Annotated in this window: 16 protein-coding genes; 6 read left to right on the top strand and 10 right to left on the bottom strand. The window is 66.8% G+C overall.

Features of this window, described 5'->3' with window-relative positions; all coding sequences use genetic code 11:
* Nucleotides 1-155: 155 nt before the first annotated feature.
* Nucleotides 156-923, bottom strand: coding sequence for an SDR family oxidoreductase (locus C7401_RS33955; protein WP_112176215.1), 768 nt, complete (start codon nucleotides 921-923; stop codon nucleotides 156-158).
* A gap of 151 nt (nucleotides 924-1,074) precedes the next feature.
* Here C7401_RS33955 and C7401_RS33950 point away from each other — a divergent pair, with 151 nt between their 5' ends.
* Nucleotides 1,075-3,201 (top strand): oxidoreductase, encoded by a 2,127-nt coding sequence (locus tag C7401_RS33950; protein WP_258397337.1) that lies wholly within the window; start codon nucleotides 1,075-1,077, stop codon nucleotides 3,199-3,201.
* Between the two features lie 91 nt (nucleotides 3,202-3,292).
* On the opposite strand, the gene C7401_RS33945 is transcribed toward C7401_RS33950, so the two are convergent.
* On the bottom strand, nucleotides 3,293-4,066 hold the full coding sequence (locus tag C7401_RS33945; RefSeq protein ID WP_112176211.1) for a glucose 1-dehydrogenase: 774 nt from the start codon (nucleotides 4,064-4,066) through the stop codon (nucleotides 3,293-3,295).
* A 117-nt stretch (nucleotides 4,067-4,183) separates the two neighbouring features.
* Nucleotides 4,184-5,617 (bottom strand): coniferyl aldehyde dehydrogenase, encoded by a 1,434-nt coding sequence (locus C7401_RS33940; protein WP_112176209.1) that lies wholly within the window; start codon nucleotides 5,615-5,617, stop codon nucleotides 4,184-4,186.
* Between the two features lie 180 nt (nucleotides 5,618-5,797).
* On the opposite strand from C7401_RS33940, the gene C7401_RS33935 reads away from it, so the two are divergent.
* Complete coding sequence (locus C7401_RS33935) at nucleotides 5,798-7,126, top strand: spinster family MFS transporter (RefSeq protein WP_112176207.1); 1,329 nt, start codon at nucleotides 5,798-5,800, stop codon at nucleotides 7,124-7,126.
* Nucleotides 7,127-7,148: 22 nt separating this feature from the next.
* Nucleotides 7,149-7,985: an SDR family oxidoreductase gene (locus C7401_RS33930; RefSeq protein ID WP_112176205.1), complete on the top strand. Its 837-nt coding sequence runs from the start codon at nucleotides 7,149-7,151 to the stop codon at nucleotides 7,983-7,985.
* A 37-nt stretch (nucleotides 7,986-8,022) separates the two neighbouring features.
* Here the strand turns inward: C7401_RS33930 and C7401_RS33925 are convergent, their stop codons facing one another.
* The gene (locus C7401_RS33925) at nucleotides 8,023-9,477 is read right to left on the bottom strand and encodes an amidase (protein ID WP_112176236.1); all 1,455 of its coding nucleotides are present in this window, start codon (nucleotides 9,475-9,477) and stop codon (nucleotides 8,023-8,025) included.
* Between the two features lie 146 nt (nucleotides 9,478-9,623).
* Between C7401_RS33925 and C7401_RS33920 the strand changes: the two genes are divergently transcribed.
* Entirely contained in the window at nucleotides 9,624-10,532 is a 909-nt protein-coding gene (locus tag C7401_RS33920; RefSeq protein ID WP_112176203.1) for a LysR family transcriptional regulator, read from the top strand.
* 13 nt (nucleotides 10,533-10,545) lie between these two features.
* Here the strand turns inward: C7401_RS33920 and C7401_RS33915 are convergent, their stop codons facing one another.
* From C7401_RS33915 to C7401_RS33905, 3 genes are all read right to left on the bottom strand, one after another.
* On the bottom strand, nucleotides 10,546-10,971 hold the full coding sequence (locus C7401_RS33915) for a GFA family protein (RefSeq protein ID WP_112176201.1): 426 nt from the start codon (nucleotides 10,969-10,971) through the stop codon (nucleotides 10,546-10,548).
* 27 nt (nucleotides 10,972-10,998) lie between these two features.
* Nucleotides 10,999-11,892, bottom strand: coding sequence for an alpha/beta fold hydrolase (locus C7401_RS33910; protein WP_112176199.1), 894 nt, complete (start codon nucleotides 11,890-11,892; stop codon nucleotides 10,999-11,001).
* A 66-nt stretch (nucleotides 11,893-11,958) separates the two neighbouring features.
* Complete coding sequence (locus tag C7401_RS33905) at nucleotides 11,959-12,801, bottom strand: EamA family transporter (RefSeq protein ID WP_112176197.1); 843 nt, start codon at nucleotides 12,799-12,801, stop codon at nucleotides 11,959-11,961.
* 121 nt (nucleotides 12,802-12,922) lie between these two features.
* On the opposite strand from C7401_RS33905, the gene gcvA reads away from it, so the two are divergent.
* Nucleotides 12,923-13,813, top strand: a complete 891-nt coding sequence (gene gcvA / locus C7401_RS33900; protein WP_112176195.1) for a transcriptional regulator GcvA — start codon at nucleotides 12,923-12,925, stop codon at nucleotides 13,811-13,813.
* Nucleotides 13,814-13,845: 32 nt separating this feature from the next.
* Here the strand turns inward: gcvA and C7401_RS33895 are convergent, their stop codons facing one another.
* Complete coding sequence (locus C7401_RS33895; RefSeq protein WP_112176194.1) at nucleotides 13,846-14,256, bottom strand: VOC family protein; 411 nt, start codon at nucleotides 14,254-14,256, stop codon at nucleotides 13,846-13,848.
* 458 nt (nucleotides 14,257-14,714) lie between these two features.
* On the opposite strand from C7401_RS33895, the gene C7401_RS33890 reads away from it, so the two are divergent.
* Nucleotides 14,715-15,014 carry a hypothetical protein gene (locus tag C7401_RS33890; protein ID WP_112176234.1) on the top strand — a complete coding sequence of 100 codons (300 nt, stop codon included), beginning with the start codon at nucleotides 14,715-14,717 and terminating at the stop codon, nucleotides 15,012-15,014.
* Nucleotides 15,015-15,092: 78 nt separating this feature from the next.
* Here the strand turns inward: C7401_RS33890 and C7401_RS33885 are convergent, their stop codons facing one another.
* Together C7401_RS33885 and C7401_RS33880 are read right to left on the bottom strand one after the other, a co-directional pair.
* Nucleotides 15,093-15,677 (bottom strand): cysteine hydrolase family protein, encoded by a 585-nt coding sequence (locus C7401_RS33885; RefSeq protein WP_112176192.1) that lies wholly within the window; start codon nucleotides 15,675-15,677, stop codon nucleotides 15,093-15,095.
* A 115-nt stretch (nucleotides 15,678-15,792) separates the two neighbouring features.
* The gene (locus C7401_RS33880) at nucleotides 15,793-18,018 is read right to left on the bottom strand and encodes a TonB-dependent siderophore receptor (protein ID WP_112176190.1); all 2,226 of its coding nucleotides are present in this window, start codon (nucleotides 18,016-18,018) and stop codon (nucleotides 15,793-15,795) included.
* Nucleotides 18,019-18,197 lie beyond the last annotated feature (179 nt).

The raw sequence follows: 18,197 nt of genomic DNA, 5'->3' as shown, positions 1-18,197 counted from the left end.
TGCCTGCGAAGCTACCGTGCGTTTCTTCTTCATCGGCATATCCATGATTTTTACCTCTCATGATATGCCTCGCCCACGAAATGACGGATAGGTCCCCCCTGCAGACCGACACGAAAACAAGGAAACGCGAAAACCCCAAAAAGACCAAAAAAAACTCAAAACAAATCCGCCCGCATCCCCGCATCACACCCGCCATCGGCAAACCACACACTCCCATGCACGAAGCTAGCATCAGCCGACAACAAAAACCGTATCACCCTCGCAATCTCAACAGGCTCAGCGGTCCCCCCTAAAGGCGGCACAAACGCACGAGCCCGCGGCCCGAGCACCGGGTCTTCCAGCGCCGCGCGATGCAGCGCCGTATCCACCGGCCCAGGCGCCACGGCATTCACCCGCACCCCTGCCGCCCCCCACTCCCGCGCAAGCCGCCGCACGCGCACCGCGAGCGCGCGCTTGCTACAGCCATAGCCCGCATAGGGGTTCTCAGCTTCATCGGCAAGACGGCAAGCCAGCGCCTCATCCCCATCGAGGCACGCCACTTCGACCGGATGCCCGCGCCAAGGCCCGCTGGTCGCGGAAACAGAAGCAACGGCCACCGCCGCCGCCCGCTCCCCTTCGCGCAACAGCGGCAACAGCCCGTCCATCAGCGCGACCGCGCCAAAATAGTTCACCGCCACCATGCGCGCTGGCGGGCGCACCGTCCCGCCCACGCCGGCCGCACACACGAGCCCATCGAGCCGCCCGCGCGCAAGACGCGCCACCTCCGCCAGCGCATGCGCGCGCCCCGCCTCGCTGCCGAGATCGGCGATCACTTCCGCGTCGTGCAGATCGATGCCGATCACCTGCGCGCCTTCGCGCCCAAGTTCCTCGCGCAGCGCCGAGCCAATACCGCCCGCCGACCCCGAAACCGCAATCACAGTCATGCCGGTTATCCTCTCGCTATTGACGACGTCTGCCAGCATCGTGCCGCCCGATGTGCCCCGATACGTCCAAACGGACGATTGTGGCAACGGCCGCGCGTTAAACAATCAGGGGGAGCAGCGAACTCACCCCGACCCTATCGACGGAGACAGCGTGACCCACAATCCCTACGCCCCCTTGCTCGAAGCCGGCCGCATCGGCACGCTCGAGCTGAAGAATCGCCTCGTCATGGCGCCCATGGGGGACAACTATTCAACGCCCGACGGCTTTTGCACCGAGCGCGTGCAGGCGTACTTCGAGGCGCGCGCGCGCGGCGGCGCAGGCCTGCTCATCATGGGCGCCTGCGCGGTGGCGTACCCGGCGGGCGCGTCCGAGCCTTTCCAGGCGGGCCTCTCGCGCGACGACTTCATTCCGGGCCTCGCCGCCCTCGTCGAGCGCGTGCACCGCCACGGCGCGAAGATCGCCGCGCAGTTGCAGCACGCGGGCAAGACCGCCACGCGCGACCTCGCCGACGGCCGCGAACTCTGGGTGCCGTCGGTCCCGCCGCCCAACATGCCGAACATTTTCGGGGCGCTCACCGACCAGGAGATCGCGAGCTTCGTGAGCGGCGCGGGCAAGAACAAGCCGCGCCTGCGCGTGATGGACCGCGCCGACATCGAGCAGATGATCGAGTTCTTCGCGAGCGCGGCGGCGCGCGCCAAGGCGGCCGGCTTCGACGGCGTCGAGGTGCATGGCGCGCATACGTATATCGTCGCGGGCTTTCTTTCGCCCTGGTACAACCGGCGCGAGGACGAATACGGCGGCTCGCTCGAAAATCGCGCGCGCCTGCTCATCGAGATAATCCACGCGATCAAGGCGCGCACCGGCAACGACTACCCGGTGTGGGTGCGCCTGGACGGCACCGAACTCAACACGCCCGGCGGCATCACGCTCGCCGACGCCGTGGCCACAGCGAAGCTCGCCGCCGCCGCGGGCGCGGACGCCATCAGCGTGTCGGCGTACTCCACGCTCAAGCGCGGCTCCGACTTCACCGAAGCGCCGCTCACGCAGCATCCCGGCGCGTTCGTCGAGTACGCGAAGGCCGTGCGCGCCGCGGTCGATGTGCCCGTGATCGCGGCGGGCCGCATCGAAGCCGACGAAGCCGGCACGGCCATCGCGGCCGGCCACTACGACTTCGTCGCACTGGCGCGCAAGATGCTCGCCGACCCCGAGATCCCCATCAAGCTCGCCGCCAACCGGCCGCAGGACATCCGGCCGTGCATCTACTGCTATGCGTGCGTGAGCGAGATTTTCGTGAACCGCCCCGTGAAATGCGCGGTGAACGCGCAGACGGGCCATGAGGACGATGCGGCGCTCGTTCCCGCCACAACGCCTGGCCACGTGCTCGTGGTCGGCGGCGGCCCGGCAGGCATGGAGGCGGCGCGCGTGGCGGCGCTGCGCGGCCATCGCGTGACGCTCGTCGAGCGTGGCGAGCGGCTGGGCGGCACGCTCTTTTTCGCGGCGCTCGCGTATCCGGAGAACGGCCGTCTGCTCGATTATCTCGTCGCGCAGATGAATCACCTGCCCGTCGAGGTGAGGCTTTCCACCGCCGCCACGCCCGAACTGGTCGCGCAGTTGAAGCCGAGCGCGATCGTCGTCGCGACGGGCGCGAAGCGCGCGGCCCCGGCCATTGCGGGCGCGACGCAAAAGCACGTGTGGAGCGGCGACGAACTGCGCCGCCTGATGACCAACGACGACGCCCAGCCCATTGCCCAGGCCAAGCTGAGCTTCGCCGAGCGCGCGCTCTTCAAGGCGGGCGGCGTGCTGCGCGTGACGAACAGCACGGAGGCGCTGCAAGGGCTCTCCAAGCTCTGGATGCCGCTTGGCAAGCGCGTGGTGATCGTGGGCGGCGGCCTGGTCGGGCTCGAACTCGCAGAGTTTCTGCTCGCGCGCGGCCGCACGGTAACCGTGCTCGAAGAATCGGGCAAGCCGGGGGCCGAGCTTTCCATCGTGCGCCGCTGGCGCGTGCTCGAAGCCGTCGAGGAGCATGCGAAGGTCGAACGCCACGCGCGCGTGCAGGAAATCACGGCGAACGCCGTGCGCTGGGTCGACAAGGACAACGTGGAGCACCTCGTCCCCGCCGATTCGGTCGTGCTCGCCACGGGCGCGCAAGCCGACGACGCCGTCGCGCGTTCGCTCGCGGGCTGTGGCGTGCCGCTGCATACGGCGGGCGATTGCGCGACGCTCGGTTATATCGAAGGGGCGATGCACAGCGGGCATCGCGTCGGGCGGCTCGTGTAGCGGCGCGTAAAAGCAAGGGGGCGCGCCGGGTTTCCCCGGCGCGCCCCCTTTTTTTTCCGGAGTCACTCCGCTACCGGCCTGCGAGCGCCCCTCACACCCAGTTCGGCGCCTCCACGCCGCCATCCACGCCAAGCACCTTGCCCGTGATCCAGCGCGCGGCCGGCGAGCACAAAAAGAGCGCCGCCGCCGCGATGTCCTCGGGCTGGCCGAGCTTCGCCATCGGCGTGGCCTTCACCATGTGCGCCTCGCGCTCGGGCGTGAGGAACTTGCCGAGCGCGTCGGTCATGATCGTGCCCGGTTCGATGGCGTTGATGCGCACGTGGGGCGCGAAGTCCTGCGCGAGATTGCGCGTCATCTGGTTCAGCGCCGCCTTGGCCGCGCCATAGGCGCTGAAATGCTTCTGCGCGTAGCGCGCGGCCGTCGAGGAGATGTTCACGACCGCGCCGCCGCCCGCCTCGCGCATCGGGCCCGCCGCTTTCTGGATCAGCGAATAGGCAGGCGCGACGTTCCACGCGAGCACGCGCTCGAAGTCGGCGCGGCTCATCTTGCGCGGGTCGTTGGGGCCCGCGCCGCCCGCGTTGTTCACGAGCAGCGTGATCTTGCCGAACTGCGCCAGCGCGCGCTCGACGAGATGCGAGAGCGCGTCGTCGTCGTTCACGTCGCAGGCGAGCGGCAGGCAGCGCGCGCCGAGCGCCTCGACCTGCGCGGCGAGCGCGTCGAGATCGGCCTGGGTGCGCGCCGCGGCCACGATATCGGCGCCCGCGCCCGCGAGCGCCAGCGCGCACGCGCGGCCAATGCCCTTGCCCGCGCCCGTCACGATCGCCACCTGGCCCTTCACCGAGAACATCTCAGGAAACTGCGTCATCGTCTTCCTCGCATGGTTTGGAAAAGCTCATCGTCGGAGATCGGGCCGCGTGCCGAATCACGCAAACGGACGATAGCCGACGATGCGCGGAGCGCGAGCGAATCGCGAAACACCGGCTCAGGGCACGATCGCCGCGCGCAGCATCGCGCCGAACGCCTCAGTGTAGGGCGGCAGCATGCCCCACTCGCGGCGCGGGTCGTGGCCGCCCGCCTTGTAGACGGAGCGCGCGTGGCTGAAGGAGAGAAAGCCCTCGCGCCCGTGGTAGTGGCCCATGCCCGACGCGCCCACGCCGCCGAACGGCGCGTCGTACAGCGCCGGGTGCATGGTGACGTCGTTGATCGACACGCCGCCCGAAAGCGTGTGGTCGAGCACCCACTTTTCCTCGGCCGCGTCGGCGCCGAAGTAATAGAGCGCGAGCGGACGCGCGTCGGCGTTGATCGCGGCCACGGCCTCCTGCACCTGCTTGTACGTGTTGACGACCAGCGCGGGGCCGAAGATCTCGTGGCGCGCAATCGCGCTGTCGCGCGGCGGATCGACCACCACGCGCAGCGGCATGCGCCGGCTCGCGGCGCGCTCGCCTTCCACCGCCTCGCCCAGCACCTCGATGCGCGCACCGCGCGCGCGGGCGTCGGCGAGATAGCCTTCGATGCGCTCGAAGTGGCGCGCGTTGACGATCGCCACGACGTCGCCGTTATCGGCAACGGTGGGATACAGCCCTTCCTGTACCTCGCGCGCCGCCGCGATAAAGGCTTCGAGTTGCGGCTCGTGCACCCACACGACGTCGGGCGAGACGCAAAGCTGACCCGAATTCAGGTTCTTGCCGACGACGATGCGCTCGGCGGCATTGCGCAAGTCCGCGCTCGTGCCGATCAGCACCGGCGACTTGCCGCCCAGTTCGAGCGTGACGGGCACGAGGTTGGCCGCCGCCGCGCGCATGACTTCCTTGCCGATGGTGCTCGAACCGGTGAACACGAGGTGATCCCACGGCTGCGCGCTGAAGGCGGCGGCGACGTCCGCGCCGCCCGTCACGACGGCGAGTTCCTCGGGCGCGAAACGGCTCCTGACCAGTCCCGCGAAGCACTCCGCCGTGTGCGGCGTGACTTCCGAAGGCTTGAGCACGGCGCGGTTGCCCGCCGCGAACACGGAGGCGAGCGGCGAGAGCAGCGTGAAAAGCGGCGCGTTCCAGGTGCCGATGATGCCCACCGTGCCCTTGGGCTGATAGCGCACCCAGGCGGTGGCGCCGAAGTTGTCGAACGGCGCGACAGAGGGGCGCGGATCGTCGCCGAGCCACGCTTCGAAGTGGTCGCGCGCGTGCTTGAGCGAGCCGAGCGAGCCCAGAATGTCGTTGGCGAGCGAAAACGCGGCGGGGCGGTTGCCGAAATCCTGATGCATGGCCTCGCAAAGCGCGTCGGCGTGCTCGACGAGCATATCGATCACGCGTTGCAGGCGGTCGCGGCGCGCGGCGGCGCTCACCGCGCCTTCGGCCGCGAAGGCGCTGCGCTGCGCGTCGAGCAGCGCGCGGATGGCGTCGGCACGGGTGGGTTCGGGCATCGTTGTCTCCTTGGTTTTGGTCTAAGGCGGGGGCGCTGCGGCAAGGCGCAGCCATACATGCTGCACGCAACGTAACCCGCCGCGCACCGCCGGGCGTCGTCCAAAGAGACGATGTCCGCGGCGCACGCAGCCACCACGATACCGTGGACAACACTCCACCTGGTCGTTGCGGCCCCATCCATGCGAACTTCCCAGCCCCATCAACCCGGTTTGCGCACGCATGCCGGGCTCGCCCTGCTCGCGCTCGTCTACATCTTCTCGTATATCGACCGCCAGGCCATCGCGGTCCTGATCGAGCCGATCAAGCGCGAATTCGCGGTGTCCGACACCGCCATCGGCAGCCTGAGCGGCGTGGCCTTCGCCGTGCTCTACGCGGGTCTCGGCGTGCCGATCGGCAAGCTCGCCGACCGTGCGAACCGGCGCAACATCGTCGCGCTCTGCTGCGGACTCTGGAGCCTCGCGACGATGGCGTGCGGCGTGAGCGCGCAATTCTGGCAACTGTTCCTCGCACGCATGGGCGTGGCCGTGGGCGAAGCGGGCGGCATGGCGCCCTCGGTCTCCCTCATCGCCGACATGTACCCGCCGCAACGCCGCTCGCTCATGCTCAGCGTCTTCATGCTCGGGCCGAACCTCGGCGTGCTCGTCGGACTCGCGGCGGGCGGCTGGATCGCGCAAACCCACGGCTGGCGCGCGGCCTTCCTGTTCTTCGGCGCGCCGGGCGTCGTGCTCGCGCTGCTCGTGCGCCTCGTCGTGCGCGAGCCGCAGCGCGGCGCGTTCGAACTGGCCCCGGCCGCGCGCGCCGCCAGCCGGCCGTTGCGCGCGCAACTGTCCCGTCTCTGGTCGATCCGCGCGCTGCGCTTCCTGTGCCTCGCGTGCGCGAGCGCGGGCGTCGCTTCCTATGGCTACGGCATCTGGGCCACGACTTTCCTGGTTCGCACCTATGGCGTGACGCTCGCGCAAGCGGGCTTCGTATTCGGCGTGACGAGCGGCGTGGGCGCAATAGCGGGCGCGCTGTTCAGCGGCGTGCTGTGCGACCGGCTCGTCGCGCACGACCGGCGCTGGCAACTCGCCTTGCCCATGATCGGCATCGCGCTCAGCATTCCGGCGGTGCTCGCGTTCCTGCTGTGGCCCGCCACCGGTGCGTGGCACGCGGGCGCGCTTGCCGTGCCGCACGCGATGGTCTTCGCCCTCCTGTTTTCGTTTTTCGCGAGCTGGTTTCCGGCGCTCTCGTACGCAGCGGCGAGCCAGCTCGTGAACGCCGACGAGCGCAGCACCGCCGCCTCGCTCGTCAACCTGTTTCTCACGCTGTTCGGCGTCGGCCTGGGGCCGCTCGTCACCGGCGTGTTGAGCGATCGTCTCACGCCGCTTTACGGGCACGACGCGCTGCGCTACGCGCTCGTCGGCACGATGACGATCCTCGTGGCCACCGTCGCGTTCTACGCCGCCGCGCTCAATCCCTATCGTCAACGGCTGGCGGCGATGCACGCGGCCGCTTCCCAACCTGCCTGATCCCACTACTGCGAACCACTTCATGTCCGCTTCCGCACCCGTCGTACTCGTCACCGGCGCGAGCCGGGGTATCGGCGCCGCCACCGCGCTCGCGTTCGGCCGCGCAGGCTGGCGCGTCGCCATCACGGCGCGCACGCAAACCGAAGGCCAGGCGCTCGATCATCAATTGCGCCGCAGCGACGGCTCGCTGCTCACCGGCAGCCTCGCGTCCACCGCGCAAGCGGTGCGCGAAACGGGCGCCGACGTTTTCGCGCAGCCGATGGACCTGATGGACGGTCCCTCGCTCGACGACGCCGCCGCAGCCGTCCTCGCGCATTACGGCCGTGTCGACGTGCTCATCAACAACGCCGTGTACCAGGACCGCGAAACCAACGCGATGCTGCTCGACACCGACGACGACGTGCTCGCGCGCACCTTCTACGGCAACGTGAGCGCGCCGCTGCGGCTCGTGCGCAGGCTGCTGCCTTCGATGATCGCGCAGGGCAGCGGCCAGATCGTCAACGTTTCCTCGGGTGCGGGCAAGAACGATCCGCCCGCACCCGCCAACCAGGGCGGCTGGGGCTTCGCTTACGGCGCTTCCAAGGCGGCGCTCGCGCGCATGGCGGGCTGCCTGAACCGCGAGCACGGCCGCGACGGCATACGCGCATTCAGCGTGAACCCGGGCGTGGTGGCGACCCAGGCGTTGAGCGCCGCGCTCGGCGACGGCGGCGAGATCGAGAAGCGCTATGGCGCGATGAAGCCGGAAGCGATCGCGGCGGCGCTGCACTGGCTCGTGACCGATGCGCGCGCCGTGCCGTTCGCCGCCCGCACGGTCATGCTGGATTTGCAGGAACTCGTGCGGGAGTACGGACTCGCGTAACGTGGATGGCGGTAAAGCCGGGACCGCCGCGAGCGCGTTACCGGCGGTTGCCGGCCCAAAGCGCGGGATGCCGCCCCGCCCAGGGCCGTGAACGTTCCAGTTGTCCCGCGAGCCGCAGCAACGTGTCTTCGCGCGCGAATTGCGCCGCGAACTGCATGCCGATCGGCAAACCCGTTTGGGGATGACTTTCCAGCGGCACCGACATCGCGGGGACACCGGCCACGTTGAACGGTGGCGTGAAAGGCGCATGCTGAAACACGCGCTGCGTCCATTCGAGGCCGTTCATCGATTCGGAATCCTTGCCATATTCCCCGATAGCCGGCGGCATGTGCGCAAGGGTCGGCGTGAGGAGCACGTCGAAGTCCTCGAACCAGTGGCCGACCGCGCGCGTCACGGTGTTGCGCATCGCGAGCGCGGCGGCGAATGCGGACGCCTTTTCCTCCTTGCCGTAGCGATAGCAGGCCAGCGTCGCCGCCTCCAGCGTCGTCCCGTCGATCGGACGGCCGGTCGCGGCCGCCAGCCCTTCGATCCAGCCGACGAGCGTCGCGGTCCAGATCGTCGCGTTCATCTGCACGAATGCGTCCCACGAGACGCCGAGCGGCGGCCGCACCTCCCGAACTGTATGACCCAGGTCCTCCAGAAGCTTTGCGGTCGAGATCGCCGCCGCCGCAATGGCCGGGTCGGTTCGATCCGCGTTCCACGGATCGATCATCATGCCGATCTTGAGCGTGCCTGGCTCGCGCCCCACTTCGGAAAGAAAGCTGTGCGCGGGCGCGGCGGTCGCATAGGGCTCGCCGCTCGCACGCCCCTGGATCGCATCGAGCAGCGCGGCGCTGTCGCGCACGCTGCGGCTCACGCCCAGTTGCACGCCGAAGCCCGCGAAGACTTCGTCGAGATCGGGGCCGTTCGAGCTGCGTCCGCGCGTCGGCTTGAGCCCGAAGAGGCCGTTGCAGGCGGCGGGCACGCGGATCGAGCCGGCCGCATCCGTGGCGTGCGCGAGCGGCACGATGCCGGCCGCGACCGCCGCGGCCGCGCCGCCGCTCGACCCGCCCGCGCTCAGCGCCACCTGCCACGGATTGCGCGTCGCGCCTTGCAGCGTGGATTCGGTCGTCGTGCTGAACGCCATTTCGGGCGTCGTCGTGCGGCCGATCGTGACGAGCCCGGCCGCGCGGAACCGTGACATGAGCCACGAATCGGCGCTCGCCACCACCCCGCTGGCAAGCCGGCTTCCCAGTTCCAGCCGCTTGCCCTTCATGGCGAGCGCGAGATCCTTGATCAGAAACGGCACGCCCGCGAGCGGCCCCGCGCCATGTTCCGCGTAGCCGCCGCTTTCGGCAGCGGACCAGTGCTCGATCACCGCGTTGATTTCCGGATTGACGGCAACGATGGCCGCGCGCGCCAGTTCGGCAAGCTCCGTGGGCGTGACCTCGCGGTCCGCCACCCGTTGTGCGAGCCCGATTGCGTCGTGGCTCGTGTATTCGCTGAGATTCATGTTCGCCTCCGTGTCGAAGTCAACACGATAGAGCGGGAACACACCAGCGATTAGCCAGCGAAACCGGCAAGGATTGAACCATCGATGGCACAATCCCTGTGCCAGCCTCGCGCTATCCTCAACGTTCAGCCGGAATGCATGCGCCCATGACCCGAGACCTCAACGACACGCTCGTTTTTCTTCGCGTCGTCCAGTCAGGCAGCTTTACCGCAGCGGCCACCGCGTTGCAGATTCCGAAGACGACGGTGAGCCGTCGCGTGCGCGAACTCGAAGCGCACCTCGGTTCGCGCCTGCTGCACCGGACCACGCGCAAGCTGCGCCTCACCGAAGCGGGCACAGCTTATTTCGAGCACTGCCGGGGCATCGCGAAGCAACTCGACGAAGCCGAGAACGCGGTTCAGCGCATACGCGGCACGCCCGGCGGCTGGCTGCGCGTGACACTGCCTTATTCGTTCGGCGCCACATGGATCGCTCCATTGATTGCGGGATTCTGCACGCGCTATCCCGACGTGCGCCTCGATATTCTGGCGACGCACGTGCCCCTGGATCTTTTCGACGACGAAGTCGACGTCGCGCTGCGCCTTGGCGCGCTTCCCGATTCGAGTCTCGTGGCGCGGCGGCTCGGCAGCTTCTCGACGTCGGTCTACGCGAGCCCCGCGTATGTCGAGGCGCACGGCGCGCCCTCCGCTCCCGACGAACTCCACCTTCATCCGTCGCTCGCGCTGCATCAGGCCCGCAGCGACAGCGGCTACACCTGGCCTTTGCGCAAGGCCGGACGCAAAGCGGCGCACTACGCCCTCGAACCGGTGATCGTCGCGAGCGACCCGGTGCTGCTTCTCGACGCCGCGCGCGCGGGCAAGGGCTTGTTGCTGGCCATGGACGCCAGCATGGCGCCCGAGGTCGAGGCAGGACGCCTGCTAAACGTGCTGCCCGAATGGATAGGACCGCAACAAGACCTGAATGCGCTGTTCCCGCGCGAGCGGGTGCCTTCGCCGAAGTTGCAGGCCTTTCTGCATTACCTCAAGACGCAATTGCGCTTTGGGGAGGAAAGGTAACGCGGTTAAGGCCTCAATCCGCCGCGATGAATCGCAGCGTGCCCGCGAGGCGTGCCGGGCCGCCCGTGTCGTTCGGATGATTGATGCCGTCCGTCACGGGCACCTCGGCGAAATCGAACGGGCTCACGCCGTCCAGGCACGCCACGTTCACGGCATGGAGATTCGGATTGGACCGGCGTTGCAGATGGGTATGGATGCCACAGCGAGAGCAAAAGAAGTGCTGCGCCGATTCCGTATTGAAGCGATAACGGCTTAGCGCCTCCTCGCCGTGCAGGAACCGGAACCCGCCCGCTTCGACCGGCGCCACCACGGCGCCGCGCATGCGGCAGTATGAGCAGTTGCAGCGGCGGACCGAGTTGAAACCGTCGCTGAGCGTCACTTCGAAGCGCACCGCGCCGCAGTGGCATTGCCCCGCGTGACAATTCGTATTGCTAATCATATTATTTGACGCTCCGTCAATGTGGCCTCAAGCGGTCCATGCGTTGATGTCGAGCACCGCTTCGGCGAATGCTTCGGGCGCCTCCTGCGGAAGATTGTGACCGGCATTCGCCACGATGCGATTCTCGTGGCGCGCCGTGAAGCGCGTTGCGTTCGCCTCTCTTCCCCCCGGTGGCGAGACGCCGTCGGCATCCCCTTCGAGCGTGATCGTAGGCACGGTGATCGGCGGCATGGCGGCGAGGCGCCGCTCGATATCGTCGAACCGCCGGTCGCCTTCGACGAGGCCAAAGCGATGCCGGTAGGAATGAACCACCACGTCGACGAAATCGGGATTGTCGAACGCCGCGGCAGAGCGCGCGTACATGTCGTCGTCGAAGCGCCAGGTCGGCGACCACAGCGACCACAACAGCCGGCAGAACGCGCGCCGGTTTTCCGTCAAGCCGGCGCGGCCGCGCTCGCCATGCAGGTAGTACTGGTACCACATCCGGTATTCCTTTTCGGGGTCGGCCGGCTGCACGGCGGCGGCGATATTCTGGATGTTGTAGCCGTTGACCGAAACGAGCCCGCGCACGCTGTCCGGCTGGAGCGCCGCCACGATACATGCCGCCCTGCCGCCCCAGTCGTATCCGCCGAGAATGGCTCGGCTGATTCCGAGTGCGTCCAGCAGCGCCAGCAAGTCCGCGCCAAGCGCCGCTTGCTGGCCCGAGCGAAGTGTCGTGGGCGAAAGAAAGCGCGTGGGCCCGTATCCCCGCAGCCAGGGCGTGATGACGCGCGCGCCCTGGGCGGTGAGGCGTGGCGTCACGTCCTCGTATGCGTGGATGTCGTACGGGAAGCCATGTAGCAGGACCACAGGCCAGCCGTTCGCGTCGCCCTGTTCGTCATAGGCGATGTCGAGCAGGTCGGTTGCAATGTGTTTGAGCATGGAGCCCTCCTTCGCGCTCGCTCGGGTGATCACGCACGGCCAGCAAACAACGTGCGTGAGGTCGTATCAAAGCCCCAGAAAAACCGCGCCGGCCGCGACGACCAGGCAGGCGACCCAGCGCATGCCGCTGACCGCCTCGCGCAGAAATAGCCGTCCGATCAGCACGGCGAACACCACGCTGGTCTCGCGCAACGCCGACACCGCACCCATCGCGCCCGACTGGAGCGCCCAGATCACGATGCCATACGCCGCGATCGACACGAGGCCGCCCGCCAGCGACGAGGCGATCGAAAGCGGCTCGGCGCGCACCGGCGTCCATAGCGGCGCGAACCCGCGCCGCGCGACGAACAGCACCGGCATCGCCCAGTAGAAGAGGAACATCCATGCGGTGTAGCTGAGCGGCTGCGCGCCGGACAAGCGTACGCCGATGCCGTCGATCACGGTATAGAGCGCGATCGTCGCCCCCGTGGTCAGCGCGCCCAGCGCACCCGCGCGCGACATGTGACGCCCCTGTAGCGCGATGGCGATGATGCCGCCTGAAATCATCACGATCCCGAGCGCGTGCAAGGCGCCGATCGCCTCGTGCGCGAAAAGCGCCGCGCCGAGCGTGACGAGCAGCGGCGAGGAGCCGCGCGCGATCGGGTACGCCAGCGCGAGATCGCTGCGCCGATACGAGCGCACGAGGCTCACGTTGTAGAAGATATGCACAAGCCCCGATGCGACGATGTAGGGCCAAGCACCGGCGGCCGGCAAGGGGCTGGCGAGGACGACGAACGTGGAGACCGTGGCGATCGCGATGCTCATCCACGTCATCGACAAGGACCGGTCGCGGTTGCCGTGCAGCATCGCGTTCCAGCTCGCGTGGAGCAGCGCGGCGAAAAGCACGATACCGCCGGTATAGCTGAGCATGGAGGTGACGGGCCGCAATGACGCGGTCATTGAAAGAGTGGTCAGACGAGAAGGATATCTATCTTGTGAGCGGCCAACAAACGAGATAAATTGCGGATTCATGTTAGAAAAACTCACTTGAATGAAGCCGGTACTCCCCCCGCTCAATGCCCTGCGGGCCTTCGAGGCCGCTGGTCGGCTCGGCAGCTTCAAGGAAGCCGCCGCCGAACTGCACGTGACGCCGGGTGCGGTGAGCCAGCACGTGCGCCTGCTGGAGGCGTGGCTTGGCGCGCCCCTGTTCGACCGGCAAAACCGGCGCGTGGCGCTCACGCCCGCGGCGCAGGCCTATCTGGAGGCAATCGGCCCCTTGTTCGAACAGCTTGCGCAGGCGACCGCGCGATACGGTGTGCCGCAAACAGCTTCACGAACGCTCTCCGTGAATGCGCCCGCAACGTTCACGTTGCGCTGGCTGGTGCCACGGCTCGCGAAATTCCGCGCCGGACATCCCGACGTGGAGGTCAAGGTGGAGACGTCGAACGGGCCGCTGGAGAGCCTGAGTGAGGAACACGACATCATCATCCGGGGTGGACCGGACACGTTCTACGGCTATGCGATGCGGCCGTTTCTGACCGAGGAGCGGCTGCCGGTTTGCAGTCCCGCACTGTTGCAGCGCGCGCCGCTGCGATCGCCCGGCGACTTGCGGCAGCACACATTGCTGCATACCTCCAGCCTTCCGCGCCTCTGGCCCGACTGGCTCGCGAGCGCGCGGCTTGCTGACCTGAGACCGGCTGCCGCGTTGACCTTCGATCACTTCTACCTGACCTTGCAGGCCGCCATCGACGGAATCGGCGTCGCGATGGGGCCGACCGCGCTGGTCGCCGACGATCTCGCCGCCGGCCGGCTCGTCACCCCGTTCGCCGGCCCTCGTCTGCCCTCGCGCAGCTATTGCACTTACGTTCCGGATGAGAAGTCCGGCGATGGTTTGATCGAGCGGTTTCGTTCATGGCTCGAGCGCGAGGGCGCAGGTTCATGAACGCATGGCACGCAACGATTTCCCGTGTTGGCCTAAGCGCCGTGATCTGACCTCGAACGGGTCTGCGCAGCCGGGATATCACGCTGATCCGTGGCGATCTGCCATGTGTTTCCCCACGGATCTCTCACCATGGCTCGCCTGTCGCCGTATGGCATATCGGCTGGCGCTTCGAGCGAAATCGCCTTCGCGGCAATCGCGCGCTGGTAGGTCGAATCGGCGTCTTCAACGTAGACATAGAGACATGCCGGCATGAAATCGCGCAAGCCGTCTCCGTCGCTAATCATCACGATTGAATCGCCAATCACGATTTGGGCGGGCCGTCCTGCACGAAATTCGCCCTGCGCCTGAAACACCGTTTTGATGAATGCGATCAGATTTTCCGGATCGCGCACGACGATTCGGGGCGTAACGGTATGCCATCCATCGGGCTGATATCCGGCCATGTGGCGTCGCCTCGCAAGAGATTCGCAAGCACATTGTGCGCCGGGCACGGCATATCCGCAAAGGGCCCGGTTCATCTCGCCCGCATCAATTCGGCCCCCGAAACGATTCGTCGCGCCGCACCGGTGAAATCGGGCTTCCCACATATTGGGGATCCGATTCCATTACGCGTCACGCCGAAAATCGAAATAAATACTTGCGAACAATGCGCTTAATTATCAGCAGCCACTTTCCTAAACTTGTTATTAGCTGGCACGAAGCAAGCCGCGCTATCGGCTCACGGTATGCCGCCAATACCGTGCAATACCGAGCCATTCCGGCCTGAGAAGCCTGATTTCACGTCGCCTGAAACGGTTGCGCGAGTTTGATCGCCACGAACCAGGCGTACAACGATCGCCATAGAGCAATACAAATGGATCGTTTGCGTCGAAATTTCACTTTAATCATGGAGGAGCACATCATGAACCAATCCACCCGCACCCTGCTCGCGGCCGCAGCCGCACTCATGCTGTCGGCCGGTGCATATGCACAGAGCAACAACACGCTGGCGACCCCGTCGACCACGTCGCCGGCCGCGGCGGCGCCCGCCGCCAACGCAACGAGCGGCTACGGCACGCCTGGCGGCGCCAACTCGGACAGCGGCATGAGCGCGGGTTCGCCGAACCTGGCCCAGCCGAACGGCGCGGCCACCCTCACCAACCCGCCGCCGAGCAACAACACGCTGGCAACCCCGTCCACCAAGTCACCGGCCGCCAATTGATAGCGATTAAAGTCAATCAGGCCGCCTGATGTGAGTCGCTGCCGCCGAATGCATCGGGCGGCAGCGGATCACGAAAGCCTAGGCGAGCAACACCAAGGCATCCGAGAGCGACAACACCGTCGTACGCGTATCGAATGCGGTGTCGAACAAATGTTCGTGGACCACCGTATCCGGGTCGTGACAACAATCCTTGACCGTGTAGAGGCGGAAGTCCGCGTCGCTTGCGTACGCAACCGACGAGAGCACGACGCCCGTCGTTGCAATGCCGACCAGGATCAGCGAATCGATGCCTCGTGCGCGAAGCCGCGCCTCCAGACCGGTGCCGAAGAACACGCTGGCCCGATGCGCGGCGATGAGCGGCTCATCGGCCTGTTGATTCAACTGCGGCGCGGTCCCGTCGTCCAGAAAGAGACCCAGTCGCTTGATTCCCTGCCCATTCCTGTTCAACGGGCTGACTTCCGCATAGCCCGGACTAAAGCGCAGATTCGCGAAATAAACGCCGACGCCTTTCGCGCGCGCGGCATCGCATAGCGCGCGCGTATTAGCCAGCAGCGTGGGCGCGACCGATGGAAAGAGCCCGAGTATGTCGGTCTGATAGTGCATGACGACCAGCGCGGTTTGCGCCGGCACGACAGGCTCGATGGGCGGGATGGACGGGTTCATGCGTTGATGTTGCCTCCAGGCAGTGCCTTCGTTCGCACGGCTTCCTCAACGCGCATGATAGTCCCAACCGCCAGGTGGCCGGCGTCATCCCGCCTCAACTTTCACCCGCCCCGCTTCACCACGCGTAGCGCCCCGTCAGCAGCACATTGCGGCGCTGCCCGTACTGGCAGCGGGTCACGCTGCCGCAACGCGCCACATAGGTGCGATCGAGCAGGTTGTTCGCCGAAAGCACGAAGCGCCAGTGCTCGATGTCGTAGTGAACGGCCGCGTCGACGAGCGTGAACGAACCCACGGGCAACGTATTCGCCGTATCGGCGTAGGTCGGACCCACATACTGCACGCCCGCGCCGAAGCCCATGCCGCGCAGCGGGCCGCCCGTGAGCGAATAGTCGAGCCACACCGAAGCGAGATTGCGCGGCGTTGCGGTGGGCGTCTTGCCGACGGTCGGATCGTCCGCGCTGCCCTGTGTGACCTTGACGTCTTGCAGCGTGTACGCGGCCTGCAAACGCAGGTTTTCGGTCAGCTCGGCGGTCGCTTCGAGTTCGAGGCCGCGGCTGCGCGTTTGCCCCGTCTGCACGTTGCCGGTGAGCGCCGGATCGGGCGCGGCGGTCAGCGCATTGTTCTGGCGCAGATCGAACAGCGCAGCCGTGAAGTTCGCGTTCATGAAAGCGGGCTGGTACTTCAGGCCCAGTTCCCACTGCTTCGACTTGAGCGGCTTGTAGGTTCCGCCATAGGCGTTCACGCCGATCACGGGCTGGAACGATGTGGAGTAGCTGATATACGGCGCGAGCCCCGAATCGAACAGATACATCAGCGCCGCGCGGCCGCTGAAGGCGCTGTTGTGCTGATCGGTCGTCTCGCCGCTGAAGTTGTCGAGGTTGCTCGACGAGACCCAGTCCTCGCGTCCGCTCAGCACGAGGCGCCACTTCCGGTACGCCATCTGGTCCTGTGCATAGAGGCCGAACTGGCGCTGCACCTGGCGCATCTGCGTGTCGTTGAACGACGGCGCGACCACCGGCAGATTCAGCGCGACGGGGTTGTACAGGTTGAGCGCGTAGCCGGTGTACGTGTAGCCTTCGTTGTCGGTGAAGTTCTGGTTCGTGAAGTTGAAGCCGATCAGCAGCGAGTGATCGACCGGCCCCGTCTTCACCTTGCCGAGCAACTGGTTGTCGATATCGACGTCATTGAAGCTCGAACGCAGGTTCATCGCCGCGCGCTGCATGGTTTGCTGGTCGGCGCTCAGGCTGTAGCCGAACAACGCCTGGTTGTCCAGGTCGAGATGCGAATAGCGGAAGTTCTGCCTGAAGGTCCAGTCCGGACTGAAACGATGCTCGAACAGGTAGGAGAACGAATATTGCGTCTTGTCGTAGTTCTCGTAGCCGGGGTTGCTGGTGGCGAGGCTCGTCGGTATGCGCTGGCCGTAGAGGGTCGGCGCGACCGTGCCGTAGTACGGCAGGAAGTTGTTCGTGTCCATCGTATCGTCATGCAGATACGTGGCCATCAGCGTGAGCGAGGTGTCGGCGCTCGGGCGTAGCGTGACGGACGGCGCCACCAGGGTGCGCGTGCCGTGCACGGAGTCCACCTGGTTCTGGCTATAGGTTTCGGAGGCGATGAAGCGGTACAGCACGCGCTTGTCCGCGTCGAGCGGGCCCGACGTGTCGATGCCGATGCCGTAGTGGTTGTAGCTGCCCGCGAGCAGATCCACCTGGCCGCGCGCGTAGTCGGTCGGCATCTTCGAGACCATGCTGACGACGCCGCCCGGCTCGCCCAGACCGTACAGCACCGACGCCGGACCCTTCACGACCTCGATGCGTTCGAGCTGGTACGGATCGACGCGCCACTGGTCGAGCGCGCGGCCCGGCACGGCGGGCAGGCGCGTGCCGTCCAGGTAGAAAAAGTCCGAGCTGAAACCGCGAATGTTGAACGCGTCGTTGCGGATGTCGTTGCTGTAGTAGGTCTGCACGCCCGCCGTGTAGTGGAGCGCGTCGTTGAGGTTCGTGACGTTGCGGTCGTCGAGCTGGGCGCGGCCGATCACCGAGATCGACTGCGGCGTTTCGTGGATCGGCGTGTCGGTCTTGGTCGCGCCGCTGCCCTGGTTGGCCACGAAGCCGTTCACCGGACCAAAGGCGGATTCGCGGGCCGCCTTCACCGCAACGGCCGGCAGGGTGCTCGTGTCCCGAGGCGGCTCACCCGGCTTGTTCGGCTCGCTCGTCGCGCCCTGCTGCGTCTTGCCCGCCTCGTCGCCCGTGACGGCCTGCGCATGCGCTATCCCCGACGACATGGTCGTCACCGCCACGCCGACCAGCATGGTCAGCGCCTTCTTCTGCATCCCTGCCCGCATTTCTTCCCCGCTTCCTGGGCCGCGACAAACGTCGCGGCGTGTTGACCTTTGTCCCGTATCCTCACGGTGAAGCGAATTCTAAATGCGAATCAGTATCATTACTAGTTATTATTTTGGACGAATGGCGGCCCGCGATATCCGCCCAGCGTTGAGCGCTGGGCCGCCCGGCAATGGCGTCC

It is taken from the genome of Paraburkholderia unamae (assembly GCF_003268775.1).
GTDB classification, from domain to species: domain Bacteria; phylum Pseudomonadota; class Gammaproteobacteria; order Burkholderiales; family Burkholderiaceae; genus Paraburkholderia; species Paraburkholderia unamae.
This window is presented reverse-complemented; position numbering and strand designations above follow the sequence as displayed.